The organism is Streptomyces sp. NPDC015532 (genome assembly GCF_043078065.1).
Taxonomy (GTDB): domain Bacteria; phylum Actinomycetota; class Actinomycetes; order Streptomycetales; family Streptomycetaceae; genus Streptomyces.
On sequence record NZ_JBIBSY010000008.1, the window covers coordinates 17,388 to 31,991 of the forward strand.

A 14,604-nucleotide genomic window follows, 5' to 3' on the forward strand; every position below is an offset into this window, starting at 1 on the left:
TGCTCACCAGCGGCCGGGCTCGCTGCCCACGATCGGGGCCGACGGCTCGCCGTTCACCCCCCTCGGGACATCACCGGCCAGCATCACCCGGTGCATGACCCGGGGGTGGTCGAGGTGGGCGGTGTCGCTCGGCGCCAGATGGATGGTGGCCCGGTTGTCCCAGAAGGCGACACTGCCCGCCTCCCACCGGAAGCGGACCGTGTACTCGGGCCGGGTCGCCTGCTCCAGCAGCATGTCAAGGAGCGCCCGGCTCTCCGGCCGGGACACCCCGAGGATCTGCTCGATGTAGTAGCCGTTGACGAACAGCACCCGCTCACCCGTCTCCGGGTGCACCCGCACCAGCGGGTGGTCGGTGGCGATCTGACGGTCCAGGAGATGACGGACGTACGCGTCGTCGCCCGGCCGGCTCTGGTACCCGACCCCCAGCCGGTGCTCGGCGCGCAGGGTGTCGACGAAGGCGCGCACGGGCGCCGAGAGGCCCGCGTAGGCGACGGCCAGGTTCGACCAGGTCGTGTCGCCGCCGTACGGGGGTACGGTCTCGGCGCGCAGGATCGTCGCGGCCGGGGGATCGATCCGGGCGCCGTGGTCGCAGTGCCACCCGCGCAGCAGCGAGTGACGGCGCCTGCGCAGCCATTCCTCGTGGTCCATGCCGTAGCGCCCGCCCAGTTCGAGGCGGTCGGCCGTCGTCTCGATCTCGGGGAACTCCCCGGGCGACGCGCCGCCCCGGGAGCGGAGCCTGACCGGAGTCCCGAAGCGGCGCGCGAAGGCGACGTGCGTGGCGTGGTCGAGCCGCTGGCCGCGGAAGAACAGGACCTTCCAGCGCAGTACGGCCGCCCGGATCGCGGCCACGACCTCGTCCGTCAGCGGTTCCGCCAGGTCGACTCCCGTGATCTCGGCGCCGATGTGTCCCGCCGCCGGCCTCACTTCGAGGGATGTGACCTGGTCCGTCATGGGGCCTCCGTGGTTCGTGTGTCCGGCTCGTCGGCTCCAGGATGACCGTTCGGCCGGGAACCGGACAGGCCGCCTCGCGAGCCCTGGCGGGCGCGGGAACGGGGGAGGGCGGTGCGCGTGGGGGAGGCGGGGCGCCGCCCGGGGAGGGCGGGTGTTCGCGCGCGGGCGCACACGGGAGGCGCGCGGCGCGCACGGGGTGTGTCCGGTGTCCCCCACGTCACCGGGTCGCACTCCCTGCCGGCGGACACGGGCCGTGGCGAGAATGGGGCACAGTGAACGGGACCCGCCCTCCATCCGCATAGGGGCGGGGCCCGTTCACTGCGTCCGGGGCCGTGCCCCGGACCTCTCAGCCCTGGTGATCGCGCAGCGCGGCGAGAGCGCGGTCGGCGTGGACGCTCATGCGCAGTTCGCTGCGGACCACCTCCAGGACGGTGCGGTCCTTCGCGATGACGAAGGTGACCCGCTTGGTGGGGGCGAGCGAGAAGCCCCGCTTCACCCCGAACCGCTCCCGCACGGCTCCGTCGACGTCGGACAGCAGCGGGAAGCCGAGCGTGTGACGGTCGGCGAACTCCTGCTGCCGGTCCACCGCGTCACCGCTGATCCCGACCGGCCGCGCGCCGGCGGCCGTGAACTCGGTGGCCAGATCGCGGAAGTGGCACGCCTCGGCGGTGCAGCCGGCGGTGAGGGCCGCGGGATAGAAGAAGAGGACCACCGGTCCCTCGGCCAGCAGCTCGGACAGGCTCCGCTTCGCCCCGGTCTCGTCCGGCAGCGTGAAGTCCTCGACCTGGTCGCCCACGTTCACCTGAGAGGTCATGACTGTCCCTTTCCGGACCGGGCGACTCCGCGCGCCCACAGTACGAGCGGCACCTGGAGCGGGAGGCGTGCCAGAGCCGCGGCCCTGAGCGGCGCGGGGCGGTCGCGCCAGTTCGCGGCCATCTGGATGTTGGCGGGGAGGACCCCGACGAAGAACGCGGCGGTGGCGAGCGCGGCGACCCGGCGCGTGCGGGGGAGTGCCACCCCTGCCGCCAGGGCGAGTTCGGCGGCGCCGCTCGCGTACGTCCAGGTTCTGGGCGCTCCCGGGAGAGCGCGCGGGATGATGGCGTCGAACTGCCGTGGTGCGGCGAAGTGGGCGACGCCCGCGGTGGCCAGAAGGCCTGCGAGCAGCAAGGGTGATCGTTCGGGCCGTGGCACGGTTCCTCCTCGGGGGGCCTGCCCGCGGATATTACTGCAGGGTAAGTCTCAGTGGTACGGGTGGGACACGTCGGCCGGCTGTCGTTCGTGTGCCGTTCCCATGGCGTCCGCTTGTCGTCGGCCCTCGGGCGGGTGCCGCGGAGTCCGGTGCATACGCGAACGTCCAGGTTTGGGGGCGCGGTTCGCGGTCAGCCGTACAGGTGACCGGCCGCGAGGCGAGGACGCCGTCCGTGACGGCCGGGAACGGGAAACGAGGAGCGAGGTCATGTGCCGGCACGGTCAGAGGTCCGCCACCGACGAGGCGGCCGTCGCGCGTCCGGTGGTCTCGACGGGCCCCGGCAGTCCCGCCGATGTGCGGCAGGCGGTCAGGTACGCCCTCGCCGCTCGGCCCGGCGGCCTCACCCGGGACGACGAGGAGGCCGTCGGCGACGCCCTGCTCGTCGCCTCCGAGCTGGTCACCAACGCGATGCTCCACGGAGGCGGAGTCACCGGGTTCGAGGTGACACCGACCGAGCGGGCCGTGCGTCTGTCCGTGAGTGATCGAAGCAGCCGACTGCCCGTGTTTGGCGAACAGTTCGACGAAGCCGGCCGTATGCGGGCCGGCGGTCGGGGCTGGATGATCGTGTGCACGCTGGCCAGTGACGTCGTCGTCTCGAACCTTCGGGCCGGGGGCAAGCGCATCACGGCCGAGGTGCCGCTCCCGCCCGGCCCGAGGCGCTGAGGGGCGGCGGGCGTCTCTCCCGTTCGCCTGCCCGTTCCCGCCCCGCTTCTCCCATGGCGTCGGGGCCCGGTGACAGAGCCTCGGGACGCCCCGACGGGGAGTCGGGACCTCCGCGCATGGCGGCGAGGGAGTGGGTCGTCAGCGCATGGCGGCCAGGGAGTGGGTCGTCAGCGCGTGGCGGCAGGGGGTCAGGCCGTCAGGGCATGCCGAAAGCTGCTCACGTCCAACCCCGCGCTCCGACCGGTCACCTCGGTCCGCCCTGTTCCCTCACCCCGCCCGGTCGGCTCACCCCGGCCCCCGGTGGTGGTGCGTGCCGTGGCCTGGACCGCGTACGTGGTCTTCGCGGGGTCGACGAGCGCGTCGCCGAGCGTGATCCGTCCCGCCGCGTGCAGCGCGTCGCACTCACCGGTGGGCAGGGCCACATAGCAGCCGCCACGCCCGGTCCCGGGATCGAACGGAAGCCAATAGCCGTACCGACGGCGGCCGTTGGCATGCACGGTGAGGCGGACGGGGAACCGTCGCTGGGTGATCAGACGCAGGATCTCGGCACCCTCGGGGCCGAGCGGGGCGGGTGTGCGGGGCAGCGGGCGCAGCATGGTCACCGGCCTCCGATCGGCGCTCGCGGCACGGCACGGAGGTGCGGGGTCGACGTCATGTGCGGGCGGCCTTTCGACGGACGGACGGGATCACACGGCACGGGTGCGGTGATGTTCTGGCTGACCAGCATTGTTCCGTACGGGACTGACAACAGGCGAGGAGCCGCGCTCAGCCGCGTCGCGTCGCCTGCGCGCGGTGGGACCGGGCGGCGAGCTGGCCCTGGACGAAGGGGTCCGTGGCGGGGTCGTAGGTCCCGGCGTGGTCGGCCAGGGTCTCGGTGATCCGCTCCCATTCGTCCACCTCCGTCTGCGTACCGGGTGCCGTCCCGCCGGCCGGCGAACTGTCCTCGGCCGCCTTCCTCGCGTCGTCGAGGGCCGCCTTCGCCCGGTGATGGTTCATTCCGGTGGCGGCGCGGCGCACCCGGTCCCACACCGCGTGCTCCCGCTCGGACGGTTCCGGCTCCTGGCTCAACGCTCCACCTCGATCGTGCGACGCAACGGCTTTCCTCACCGGAACCGTGTGCCCATGCCGCGCGGAACGACACCTCCGCGTCGGCGTGCGCGGCCGAGAGTGCCGTTCCGTCACCAGGGCAGGAACGCGTGGACGTCCTTGCCGTCGGGCCGCACGATCACACTCACCTGGTCGCAGAGCGCGTGGACGAGATGCCAGCCGATGCCGCCCCCGCCCTGTGACGGGCGGAAGCGGCGTGGCGCGGGCGGGGTGGTGCTGGTGTCGTGGAGCATGACGTGCACACCACCGATGGTGGGACGCAGCTGGAGCTCGAAGGGGCCGGGAGCGTACTGGACCGTGTTCGCGGCGAGTTCGGTGACCACCAGCAGGATGTCGTCCCAGTGTTCGTCCGCCGAGGGCGGTGTCGCTCGCGCGAGGGCCCGCAGATAGCCGTCCGCGGCCAGCCGCGCGTCGGACACGTTGCGCAGCTCGCCGCCGAACGCGCTGGTGAGCGTCCCCAGTTCCTCGGACGACGACTTCCTGTTCCGGCTCGGATCGATCTCCATCGTGCCCTTCGTTCGGATCTCGTCGGCGGAGTGTCTCTCGCTGCGCCGCGACCCCGTCGCCTGCTCCGAACCCGGCCGTGTGGCGAGGCCCGGTGCCACCCCTCCCGCTCTACGCGGAGGTGCTCCGGGGGCGCCCACGGGAGCGGCGCCGCGCCAGTGCGCGCCGTTCCGCCTCGCTCGTACCACCCCAGACGCCGACGGTCTGGCCCGTGTCCAGGGCCCAGCGCAGGCACTCCTCGCGGACCGGGCAGCCCGCGCAGACCGCCTTCGCCTCCTGGATCTGGAGCAGCGCGGGCCCCGTGTTCCCGATGGGGAAGAACAGATCGGGGTCAACGGTGCGGCAGGACGCGCCTTCGCGCCAGTTCTCCATGCGAGCCTCCTGATCGAGTCGAACGCGTTCTTCGGAATACGGTCCCTTCCCGGGTCACCCTTGATCCGCCGTATGAAACAGGGGAGTCGTGCAAAGATCCCGTGGATACTGGAGCGGCCGTACGGATCGGCCGCGCCGAACGGCCCGGACGCGTCCGGGCCGGTGAGCGGACGTCCCTCGACCGCCACGGCGGGGGCGTACCGGGGTGCCACAATGGAATCCCTGGTCAAGGCTGGTTTCGCTTCGACTGATGATCGGATGACCGATGACGCAGGAGTCCGGCGAGGTCTGGGAGAAGTTTGCCGTCGCCCTGGCGGACATGGCACGGGACCTCCTCGCGCAGGATTCGGTGCAGGCGACCCTGGACCGGATCGTGGAGCACGCGACGGTACTGATCAACGGCTGCGACGAGGGCGGCATCCTCACCGTCCGCCGCGGTGAGGTCAGGGCGCTGGCCGCGACCAGTGACGTCGTGCGCAGGGCGGACCGGATCCAGCAGGACCTGCGGGAGGGTCCGTGCTTCGACGCGGTGACCGACCGGGAGCAGCTCTACGCCATCGAGGACCTGCGCCGGCCGCACGAGAAGTGGTCCCGCTTCGCGCCCGAACTCAGGAAGCTGGGCATGGGCAGCATGATGGGCTTCCTGCTCTTCACCGACGAGGACGAACTCGGCGCCCTCAATCTGTACTCGCGCCGTCCGAACATGTTCGACGAGTCGGCCCAGCGCGCCGGCTGGATCCTGGCCTCGCACGCCGCGGTCGCCCTGTCCTCGGCCCGTACGCACCAGCAGCTCGGCGATGCCCTGGAGACCCGCCACGAGATCGGTGAGGCGATGGGCATCCTCATGGAGCGGCACGGCCTCAGCGAGGAGGACGCCTTCGCGCTGCTGAAGAAGGCGTCCCAGGACCACAACATCAAACTGCGGGAGATCGCCCGCAAGGTCTGCGAGACCGGCGAGCGGCCCCGCTGACCGTCCGTCCTAGAGGAAGCGGCGCAGCGGTACGACGGCCAGCTCCTTGGCACGCTGGACCGGGGACCTGCGCCGCCAGCGGGTCGGATCGATGCCCACGGCGTTCTCCCGGTCCTCGTCGAAGTCATGGTCGAGGGCGGCGGTGAACGCCTCGTCGAGGACGGCCAGCATGACCTCCTCGTCGTGCTCCATCGAGCGGCGGTTGAAGTTGGAGGAACCGATCAGGGAGGCCACCCCGTCCACTGTCATGATCTTGGTGTGGAGCATGGTCGGCTGGTACTGGCGTATCTCGACACCGGCGGCCAGCAACGTGCCGTAGTGGTTCTGGCCGGCGAGCTGACAGGCCCGCTGGTCGGTGTACGGGCCGGGCAGCAGGATCTCCACCCGGACACCGCGGCGAGCCGTCGCGCACAGCAGGTCGACGAAGTAGGTGTCGGGAGCGAAGTAGGCGGTGGCCAGGCGGAAGCGTTCCTCCGCGGAGCCGAGCATCACCCGGATGAGGGTCTGCATGTCCTGCCAGCCGAAACTGGCGGAGCCCCGCACCACCTGCACCGTCGCCGTGCCCGGCTGACCGTGTCCGGTGAAGCGGTCCCGGTCGTCGAAGAGCTCGGCGTGGCACTCCGCCCAGTTCTGCGCGAACGCGGCGGCGATGCCGTCCACGGCCGGCCCCCGCACCTTGACGTGGGTGTCCCGCCACTCGGAGGGGCCGCGGGCGTCCCCGCACCATTCCTCGGCGATGCCCACGCCGCCGGTGAACGCTGTGTGCTCGTCGACGACGAGCGCCTTGCGGTGACAGCGGTGGTTCTGCTTCAGGGGCGAGAGCCACAGCGGCTTGCGGAACCACGCGACCTGCACACCGGCCGCGGTCATGGACCGCAGCAGGTCGTCCTCGATGCGCTGCGCGCCGAAGCCGTCCAGCAGGAGCCGAACCCTGACACCCGCCCGCGCCCGGTCGGCCAGCGCGACGGCGAAGTCACGGGCTATCTGCCCGCGCCAGTAGACGAAGGTCATCATGTCGATGGTGTGCTCGGCGGACCGCACCGCGTCGAGCATCGCGGCGAAGATCCGGTCACCGTTGCGCAGGGGAACCAGTTCGTTCCCCTCGGTGGCGGCGATGCCGATCAGCCGTTCCAGTCGTCTGCGGAACCGCTGCTTGCGGCGACGTGCCTCCGCCGGGTCCACCGTTTCGTACGCCTCTGCTCGTGCCGCGATGGTCTGGGACATCCGCCGTCTCCTGTTGTGCGTTCCGCGTTCCGCGTGTCGTGCCGCGTTTCGTCCGTTCGCCCCGGGCGGGCGCGGAGCGGTGCTGGGGTGGTGGCCCTGCCGGCCCCTGCCCGGCGAGGGTCACCACCCCGGCCGCTCGACCGTGCCGGTCGTACGGGGTCGCCCGGCCCCGTACGGCCGCCACGGGAGCGATGTCGCCGAACCACCCGCGGGCGTCCGGGACGCGTGCCTAGTGCCCCCGATCCACCGCCGCAGTCCCCTGCCCCCGAGACTTTCGCCGCTGTCCGGGCCTCTGCGCGCCGTAGCGGAGGGACGCCTGTGGGCGAGGTGTGAAGGTGGGGGTACCCGTGACATGGGCTCCGGAGGTCCGGGAACAAGGGGAGACAGCCTGCCCGGCACTTCGATCCGCACGGAGGGGCGCCGCCGCGCGGCGCGCGGGCGGGACGTACGGCAAGGGAGGCGAAGGAATGACCACCGTCGAACCACCCTGCGATCTCGGTACCGATCTCGGTGCGAGGCTGGAGCGAGGTCCGCAGGCCGCTGTGCACGCCCGGCGGCTGGTCCGCACGTTTCTGGGCGGTCTGCCGCGCGCCGTGCCGCGCGAGACCACCGAGGCGGCGACGCTCGTGGTCTCGGAGCTCGTGACGAACGTGGTGCGCCACGCGCGCGGCCGGCTGTGCAGCCTGGATCTGAGGGACATGGGCCACGGGGTGGGCATCTCGGTGTCCGACGACGACCCCGAGCCGCCACGTCCCAGGCCCCTCGACCTGACCGGACAGGGCGGCTTCGGCTGGCCCCTGGTGCGCCGGCTGTCCGCCGAGCTGACCGTGCTGGCCCGCTCCGACGGCAAGACGGTCCACGCGGTCGTGAGCTTCTGACGAGAGCCGCCGCCGGCCGGCCCCGCGGGCGCCCGGCCGGCCTGAGCCGGTTACCCGGCTCCGTCGTGCCCGGCGTCCGCCGGGCCGTGCCAGTCGAGGCACACCACGAGGGCGTCGTCCTCCGGACCCGGCCTGCCCCGGTGGCCGGTCAGTTCCCGCAGGACGGCGCGGGGCACCTCCGTCGCGGGCAGCAGCCGGGTGGCGCTGATCGCCCTGGCCAGGGCCTTCTCCCCGTACTTCTCCCCACCGGGCCCCGCCACGGCGTGGACGCCGTCGCTCACGAAGAGGAGCCGGTCGCCGGGTTCCACCCGGAACTCCTGCACGAGGTAGTCGGTCTCCTCGAACATGCCGAGGGGCAACTGCGCCTCGAAGTCCACGCGCTCGACGGTCCGGCCGCGCAGCCGCAGCATCTGGGGCGACCCCGCGTCGATCACGCGCATCCGGCCGGTGGACAGCTCGAAGTCGAGCATGAGCACGGACAGGTAGCGGTCGCCGCGGTACTGGGCGTGGACCGCCTGATCGGCGAGCGCCGCCTGGTCCGCGAGCGGGATGCCGGCCCGGCGCGCGTTGCGCAGGGCGTTGATGCCGAGATTGGTGAGCAGCGACGCCTCGATACCCTCGCCCATCCCGTTGGTCACGTAGAGGGACAGCCGCTCGGCGTCGGCCGACCAGTCGAAATTGTCGCCGAAGATCGCGTAGGCGGGTTCCAGCTGGGCGCCGAGCTCGTACTCGGGCCGGGAGCAGGAGCGGCCGGGCAGGAGCTGCCACTGCATCTCCGCGGCCAGGGTCAGCCGGTCCTTGCGGCGGGCCTGGAGGTAGAGGTCGGTGTCGCGTTCGGCCACGAGCACCTCGTGGGCGAGGACCTCGGCGATGTCGGCGAGCTCGGCGAGCGTGTCCGCGTCGCAGGCGGAGGAGGGCAGGGCGACGGACAGGACGCCGAGCCGGTCGCCGCGGACCGTCACCGGGAGGTGCGCTCGTACGCACCCGTCGCCGCCTTCCTCCACGAAGGGTTCCTGGGCGCCGAAAGCCCGGCCCTCCGGGCTGGTGTGCACCGGAATGGGTTCCAGGGTGTGCGGAAGCACCGATACGGGCTGCAGCACGGTGAGCCCGTAGTCGGCCATGAAGAGTTCGACGGAATCGGCCGCGTAGTGACCGCGCAGCACGTCACGGACCGCGTCCAGCAGCTGATGGGGCGCCGCGGTGCGCAGGGCACGTTCTGCGGCCACGAATCTGTTCACGATGTCGGGCAGACCAATCTTCGAGGAGTTCACGTGGTTTGTGTGATTTATGGGGTTCGATAGGTTCACAGAGTGAGAGAGGTTCATGGAGTTCGGGGGATCCGGTGACGGTGCGTGTCGATGCCCTCCTGGGGGGCAGCCCTTCATGCGGGAGGGCCGCTATCCATCATTTTGTTCCCCGGTGTCGAGCCGACAGGCTGACAGTGCCCGAGAAGACTGGGAGAGTTGGACGGTGACTTCCTCAGGCCCGCGTCCACGCCACAGCGAGGTGGCCCGTGTGACCGCCGAGGCCGCCGAGCTGCTGGAGATCCTCTGGGGCCGCGCCTCGACGGCCCCGGTGTCAGCCTCGCAGTTGCGGGTGCTGTTCATCCTGGAACACGACGAGGGCATCAACCTGAGGACCCTGGCCGACGCGCTCGGCTCCACGCCTCCCTCGACCAGCAGACTCTGCGACCGGCTGCAGGCCGTGGGATTCGTGGAACGGGCACCGAGCGCCACCAGCCGCCGCGAGCTGCGCCTGTTCCTGAGCGCCCAGGGCCGGACCTTCCTCACGGAGCTGCGCGCGCGGCGCGAGCGGGCCGTGGAAGCCGTCCTCGCGCAGATGCCGGCAGCCGGCCGCGAGGCGCTCGTGGAAGGGCTGGCGGCCTTCTGCTCGGCCGCGGCGGCGCAGCTCCACGAGGTGGAGAAGGCCGAGGCCCGCTCGGCCTAGCGCGGTCTAGTGCCGGGCGGTCCCTTCGCCGATGTGGAGCAGTGCGGCGTCCACATCGGGCACCGACGGTATGGCGAGGCTGACGCCCGTGAGATCCAGAATGCGCTGGACCACGGGCGCCGGGGACACGAGGCACACGCCGCCTCCCGCGTGTCCGGCGGCGTCGCGAGCCTTGAGCAGGGCGTTGATGCCGGAGGAGTCCATGAAGGGGACCGCGGACAGGTCGAGCAGCAGATGCCGCCGGCCGCCGCGAATCTGGTCGGCCAGTCGGTTGTGCAGCTCGGGGGCTGTCTCCACATCCAGTTCCCCGGCGACGGTGACCAGGGCGATGCCCTCGCCGTACAAGGTCGCGTCGATGGACACAGGAGCCTCTTCGGCCGGCACGGTTACCTCCAAGGGGGAACTGATCCGTCGGGATCCACCCGGCGCTGGGCTACGCCGGTGAGCAGGTCAACGGTTACCCCCCGAATCGAGATGCACACCTCGGGTTTCGCCGTCGGAGCCGGTCCTCGGCTTTGCCGTCGGAGCCGGCCTCTTGACCCTCCCTTTCCCGAATTACCTCTGACGCAGAGGTAATCTCGGAACGTGAGGTCGGAGTCGGAGAGTTTCCCCGAGGCCCTGGCGGACGCCCTGGCCGGGTTGCAGCGGCTGATCAGACGGCGGCTGCGCCGCGGCACGCCCGGACCGAGCCTGCGCGGTGCCGAGGTCGATCTGCTGCGGCTGGTCGTCGACCGGCCGGGCATCGGTGTGTCGGAGGCGGCCAAGGAGCTGTATCTGGCGGGCAATTCGGTCTCGACGCTGGTCAACCGGCTGGTCGCGGACGGCTATCTGATCCGCGAGACGGACCCGGCCGACCGGCGCGCCGCCCGACTGCTGTCCACCCCGGCGGCCGATGCCCGGCTGAACGACTGGCGGCAGCGGCGCGCGGCGCTCGTACGCGGCCAGGTGGCGCGTCTCGACGCCGCCGACCGTGCCGCCCTGGAGGCCGCTCTCCCGGTCCTGCGCAAACTGGCGGCGAACCTGCACGAGGAGGCCGAGGAGACATGACAGGGCACAGGAGCGGACGCGGGGAAGACGCGCGGCAGGAGACCCCGGACCCCCGACGCGACGAGGCGGAGCCGGCCGACGACCGGGCGGACACACCCCTGACGCCGGTCCCGGCCACGGCGGTCGACGCCGGTGCCGACGCCTCGATGACGGGAGAGGCCGCGGACGCCGGCGCCGCGCCTGCCCCGGGCGCCGCACCGGACGCCGTGTCCTGCGCGGGACTCGTCTACGCCTTCGGCGAGATGACCGCCGTCGACGGTCTGGACCTCGCCGTCCGTGACGGTGAGGTGTTCGGACTGCTCGGTCCCAACGGAGCAGGCAAGACGACCGCGCTCCGCTGCATCACCACGCTGCTGCCGGTCCCTTCGGGAAAGATCCGTGTCTTCGGGCACGACGCCAGCCGCGAACGCATGGCCGTACGACGCCTGTTGGGTTACGTGCCGCAGCAACTGTCCGCCGACTCCGGTCTCACGGGCAGGGAGAACGTGGTCCTGTTCGCCCGCGTCTTCGACGTGTCCCGGCGGGAACGCGCGGCCCGTGTGGCTCAGGCGCTCGAAGCGGTCGGCCTCACGGACGCGGCCGACCGGCTCGCCAGGACGTACTCCGGAGGCATGGTGCGCCGCCTGGAACTCGCCCAGGCACTGGTCAGCGCACCGCGGCTGCTGATCCTGGACGAGCCGACCATCGGCCTCGACCCGATCGCCCGCACCAACGTGTGGGAGCACATCAACGCCGTGCGGGCCGCCACCGGGATGACGGTCCTCGTGACGACCCATTACATGGACGAGGCCGACCAGTACTGCGACCGGGTCGCGCTGATGCACCGCGGACGCGTTCGCGCGCTCGGCACCCCGCAGCAGCTCAGAGCGGGCCTCGGCGAGCGCCGTGGGATCGGCGGAGACGGTGACCCGCCCACGCTGGAAGACGTCTTCCGTGACGTCGCCGGCAGTGGACTCGACGACCGATCAGGAGACTTCAGCGATGTCCGAAGCACCCGCCGTACCGCTTCCCGCGTCGGCTGAGCGCGTCCGCCCGGGGAGCCTCGACCTGCTCGTGACCCCGCCCAGGGCCCGCACGGGCTGGCGCGTCCTGCCCGCCCGGGTCGCCGCGATGTGCGCGGTCGAGCTCCAGAAACTCCGCCACGACCGCACCGAGCTGTACACGCGGGCGATCCAGCCGGCGCTCTGGCTGCTGATCTTCGGCGAGACGTTCACGCGCATCCACGCCATCCCGACCGGCGGAATCCCCTACCTCGACTATTTGGCGCCGGGCATCATCGCCCAGTCCGCCATGTTCATCGCGATCTTCTACGGCATCATGATCATCTGGGAGCGGGACGCCGGCATCCTCACCAAACTCCTCGTCACCCCCACACCGCGCTCCGCGCTCATCACCGGCAAGGCGTTCGCCGCCGGGGTGAAGGCGCTGATCCAGGCCGTGGTGGTCGTCGTGATCGCCGCGCTGCTCGGGGTGGCGATGACGTGGAACCCGCTGCGGCTCTTCGGAGTGGCCGTGGCCGTCGTGCTCGGTTCGGCGTTCTTCTCCTGCCTGTCGATGACGATCGCGGGCATCGTGCTCACCCGGGACCGGCTGATGGGCATCGGGCAGGCCATCGCGGTACCGCTTCCAATGCCGGGGAGCGGTCTGGAGTGATGTGGATCTGCTCTGGTACCGGATCGGCGGAACTGGGTGAGTCGTGCCTGGCGTCGTGGAAGCATGGTTGGTTAGCTGATGGTGTGTGAGGGGGCGTCGGATGGGACGGACGGGGCGTTGGCTGCTGGTGGTCTTCGGGTCGTTGGTGGTGTTCGGGTTGTGTGTGGTGCTGGGTGATCTGTTGTTGCCGTGGGATCAGTCGACGCGGATCGGGACGGGTGCGGGAGCCGGCGCGGTCATCGCGGGGGTGCTGGGAGCCTGGGCATCGTCTCTGATCGGCTCTCCGACTCCGACTCCGCCCGTCACGACGCCCGGAACGTCGACTGCCTCGGGTGAGCGGGCGGTGGCCACGCAGGACAATTCCGGGGTGATCATCACGGGGGACAACGGCACCGTTCAGCGATGACCCAGCCACCCACACCACCCGCCTCCGGAGGACGGTCGGCCGCCGCAGGCAACAGCTCTGGCGTCATCGCCACCGGCGACCAGGTCCGGATCGAGCAGCGAAACGTCGTGCTCCCTCCCGGCGCCCTGCAGGCTGCGGTCCCCGACGACTCGATAGCCCGGCTGAACAACCTTCCGGAGCCGGACAGCCGAGTTTTCGAAGGCCGTGACGGAGCGCTTGCTGTTTTGCGGGATTTGCCATCGACGGGGACGGGGATCGTCACCCAGACGGTGCGGGGCATGGGCGGAGTCGGCAAGAGCACCCTGGTTCTTCACCACGCCCACGCCTGCTTGACGGCCGGGCGTGGTCCGGTGTGGTGGATCAATGCCTCGTCCGCCGCCACCATCACCGCTGGCCTTGCGGCCCTGGCTACGGCCATCGACCCGGTGCACGCGGCGCTGCCGCTCGACGAGGCTGCCGACTGGGCCGTTGCCTGGCTGCAAGGGCGTACCGGATGGCTGCTGGTCTTCGACAATGCGGAAGAGCCCGCCGATCTCCACCCCTACCTCGGCCGGCTCGGCACCGGCCAGACCCTGGTCACCACCCGACGTGACCTGTCCTGGCGCGACCTCGGCACCCCGCTCCGCCTCGACACGCTCAACCCCGACGCCTCTCTGAAGGTGCTGCAGGAGATCACCAGACGTCATGCCGACAGGGACGTTGCGGGGCTGGCTGATCTGGCCGAGGAACTCGGGTATCTGCCCCTGGCCCTGCAGCAGGCCGGCGCCTACCTGGCACAGACCCGTACCACCGCAGCCAGCTACCTCAGCCAACTGCGCACCGATCCAGCTGGTGTGCTGGCCGCCACGCCCCCCGGCGATTCCCAGCAGCGCACCATCGCCCAGTTGTGGAGCGTCACCTTCAGTGCTGTACAGGCTGAAGACCCCCACGCGGTCGAGTTGCTGCGGACGTTGGCCTATTGCGCACCCGATCCCTTGCCGCGCCGCGTCCTCACCGGTGCCCTGCCCACGGTTCGGGACGTGGATCATGCGCTGGGTGTGCTTGCCGCATATAGCCTGATCACCCTCACCGATCTCACGGTCACCGTCCACCGCCTCGTCCAGACCGTGCTGCGCTGCACCACCCCCGCACCCGCTCCAAGACTGCAGCCCCGCGGAATCCGGCGGCTGCTCCGCCGGCCCCGGCCTCTCACCCCACAGCACCCGAGCGAAACCGCTCTGAACCTGCTGCATGCCGCGATGCCATCGGGTAGTCCCGAGGACGTGCAGCACTGGCCGGAATGGCAAGAGCTCCTGTCCCATGTGGAAGCCGTGAACATGCACTGTCGTGCCCCTGAAACGATCTCGGATCTTGCGGTGCTGCTGGGCCAGACTGCGATCTATCTGACGGCCCGCGGCCAAGCCGCTCAAGCCCTCCCCTTGGAGGAGCGGGCGCTGGCCATCACCGAGGCAGCCCTCGGCCCCGACCACCCCAGCACCGCCGGCCGCCTGGGCAATCTCGCCAGCATGCTCAGTGATCTGGGGCGATACACCGAAGCCCTGCCGCTGAAGGAGCGGGCGCTGGCCATCACCGAGGCAGCCCTCGGCCCCGACCACCCCGATACCGCCCTCCGCCTGAACAACCTCGCCAGACG

The 14,604-nt window shown here is 71.2% G+C and carries 18 protein-coding genes and 1 pseudogene; 9 read left to right on the forward strand and 10 right to left on the reverse strand.

Annotated elements, in window-relative coordinates; translation table 11 throughout:
• Positions 1-3: 3 nt before the first annotated feature.
• The 3 genes from ACF07B_RS23595 to ACF07B_RS23605 form a co-directional block, all read right to left on the reverse strand.
• The gene (locus ACF07B_RS23595) at positions 4-951 is read right to left on the reverse strand and encodes a TauD/TfdA dioxygenase family protein (RefSeq protein ID WP_392180379.1); all 948 of its coding nucleotides are present in this window, start codon (positions 949-951) and stop codon (positions 4-6) included.
• A 346-nt stretch (positions 952-1,297) separates the two neighbouring features.
• Positions 1,298-1,765, reverse strand: a complete 468-nt coding sequence (locus ACF07B_RS23600) for a peroxiredoxin (protein WP_362408108.1) — start codon at positions 1,763-1,765, stop codon at positions 1,298-1,300.
• Positions 1,762-2,142, reverse strand: a complete 381-nt coding sequence (locus ACF07B_RS23605) for a MauE/DoxX family redox-associated membrane protein (RefSeq protein ID WP_362408106.1) — start codon at positions 2,140-2,142, stop codon at positions 1,762-1,764. Before ACF07B_RS23605 ends, ACF07B_RS23600 begins: the two co-directional genes overlap by 4 nt.
• Positions 2,143-2,407: 265 nt before the next feature.
• Between ACF07B_RS23605 and ACF07B_RS23610 the strand changes: the two genes are divergently transcribed.
• A complete protein-coding gene (locus ACF07B_RS23610; protein WP_392180380.1) occupies positions 2,408-2,863 on the forward strand; it encodes an ATP-binding protein in 456 nt (151 codons plus the stop codon).
• Between the two features lie 188 nt (positions 2,864-3,051).
• On the opposite strand, the gene ACF07B_RS23615 is transcribed toward ACF07B_RS23610, so the two are convergent.
• The 4 genes from ACF07B_RS23615 to ACF07B_RS23630 all read right to left on the reverse strand — a co-directional run bounded on the left by ACF07B_RS23615 (position 3,052) and on the right by ACF07B_RS23630 (position 4,846).
• A complete protein-coding gene (locus tag ACF07B_RS23615; protein WP_392180588.1) occupies positions 3,052-3,459 on the reverse strand; it encodes a hypothetical protein in 408 nt (135 codons plus the stop codon).
• 169 nt (positions 3,460-3,628) lie between these two features.
• The gene (locus tag ACF07B_RS23620) at positions 3,629-3,931 is read right to left on the reverse strand and encodes a hypothetical protein (protein ID WP_369481421.1); all 303 of its coding nucleotides are present in this window, start codon (positions 3,929-3,931) and stop codon (positions 3,629-3,631) included.
• A gap of 110 nt (positions 3,932-4,041) precedes the next feature.
• Positions 4,042-4,476 carry an ATP-binding protein gene (locus ACF07B_RS23625; protein WP_392180381.1) on the reverse strand — a complete coding sequence of 145 codons (435 nt, stop codon included), beginning with the start codon at positions 4,474-4,476 and terminating at the stop codon, positions 4,042-4,044.
• A 109-nt stretch (positions 4,477-4,585) separates the two neighbouring features.
• A complete protein-coding gene (locus ACF07B_RS23630; RefSeq protein ID WP_369481423.1) occupies positions 4,586-4,846 on the reverse strand; it encodes a WhiB family transcriptional regulator in 261 nt (86 codons plus the stop codon).
• A 265-nt stretch (positions 4,847-5,111) separates the two neighbouring features.
• Between ACF07B_RS23630 and ACF07B_RS23635 the strand changes: the two genes are divergently transcribed.
• Positions 5,112-5,816, forward strand: coding sequence for a GAF and ANTAR domain-containing protein (locus tag ACF07B_RS23635; RefSeq protein ID WP_362408096.1), 705 nt, complete (start codon positions 5,112-5,114; stop codon positions 5,814-5,816).
• A 9-nt stretch (positions 5,817-5,825) separates the two neighbouring features.
• Here ACF07B_RS23635 and ACF07B_RS23640 read toward each other — a convergent pair whose 3' ends face one another.
• The gene (locus ACF07B_RS23640) at positions 5,826-7,040 is read right to left on the reverse strand and encodes a phosphatidylserine/phosphatidylglycerophosphate/cardiolipin synthase family protein (protein ID WP_392180382.1); all 1,215 of its coding nucleotides are present in this window, start codon (positions 7,038-7,040) and stop codon (positions 5,826-5,828) included.
• A gap of 467 nt (positions 7,041-7,507) precedes the next feature.
• Here ACF07B_RS23640 and ACF07B_RS23645 point away from each other — a divergent pair, with 467 nt between their 5' ends.
• Complete coding sequence (locus ACF07B_RS23645) at positions 7,508-7,918, forward strand: ATP-binding protein (RefSeq protein WP_384240964.1); 411 nt, start codon at positions 7,508-7,510, stop codon at positions 7,916-7,918.
• Positions 7,919-7,968: 50 nt separating this feature from the next.
• Here ACF07B_RS23645 and ACF07B_RS23650 read toward each other — a convergent pair whose 3' ends face one another.
• Positions 7,969-9,156: a PP2C family protein-serine/threonine phosphatase gene (locus tag ACF07B_RS23650; RefSeq protein WP_392180589.1), complete on the reverse strand. Its 1,188-nt coding sequence runs from the start codon at positions 9,154-9,156 to the stop codon at positions 7,969-7,971.
• 277 nt (positions 9,157-9,433) lie between these two features.
• Here ACF07B_RS23650 and ACF07B_RS23655 point away from each other — a divergent pair, with 277 nt between their 5' ends.
• A complete protein-coding gene (locus ACF07B_RS23655; RefSeq protein WP_392180383.1) occupies positions 9,434-9,865 on the forward strand; it encodes a MarR family winged helix-turn-helix transcriptional regulator in 432 nt (143 codons plus the stop codon).
• A gap of 6 nt (positions 9,866-9,871) precedes the next feature.
• Here ACF07B_RS23655 and ACF07B_RS23660 read toward each other — a convergent pair whose 3' ends face one another.
• A complete protein-coding gene (locus ACF07B_RS23660) occupies positions 9,872-10,228 on the reverse strand; it encodes an STAS domain-containing protein (RefSeq protein WP_384240959.1) in 357 nt (118 codons plus the stop codon).
• 222 nt (positions 10,229-10,450) lie between these two features.
• On the opposite strand from ACF07B_RS23660, the gene ACF07B_RS23665 reads away from it, so the two are divergent.
• The 5 genes and pseudogenes from ACF07B_RS23665 to ACF07B_RS23685 form a co-directional block, all read left to right on the forward strand.
• Entirely contained in the window at positions 10,451-10,912 is a 462-nt protein-coding gene (locus tag ACF07B_RS23665) for a MarR family winged helix-turn-helix transcriptional regulator (RefSeq protein ID WP_392180384.1), read from the forward strand.
• Positions 10,913-11,058: 146 nt separating this feature from the next.
• Positions 11,059-11,934, forward strand: coding sequence for an ABC transporter ATP-binding protein (locus ACF07B_RS23670; protein ID WP_392180590.1), 876 nt, complete (start codon positions 11,059-11,061; stop codon positions 11,932-11,934).
• Positions 11,894-12,538 (forward strand): annotated as a pseudogene (locus ACF07B_RS23675) (ABC transporter permease); the annotation flags it as partial. The gene ACF07B_RS23670 and the pseudogene ACF07B_RS23675, both read left to right, overlap by 41 nt.
• Positions 12,539-12,665: 127 nt before the next feature.
• Positions 12,666-12,971: a hypothetical protein gene (locus ACF07B_RS23680; RefSeq protein WP_392180385.1), complete on the forward strand. Its 306-nt coding sequence runs from the start codon at positions 12,666-12,668 to the stop codon at positions 12,969-12,971.
• The coding region (locus ACF07B_RS23685; protein ID WP_392180386.1) for a tetratricopeptide repeat protein at positions 12,968-14,604 on the forward strand (1,637 nt) is incomplete at its 3' end. The genes ACF07B_RS23680 and ACF07B_RS23685, both read left to right, overlap by 4 nt.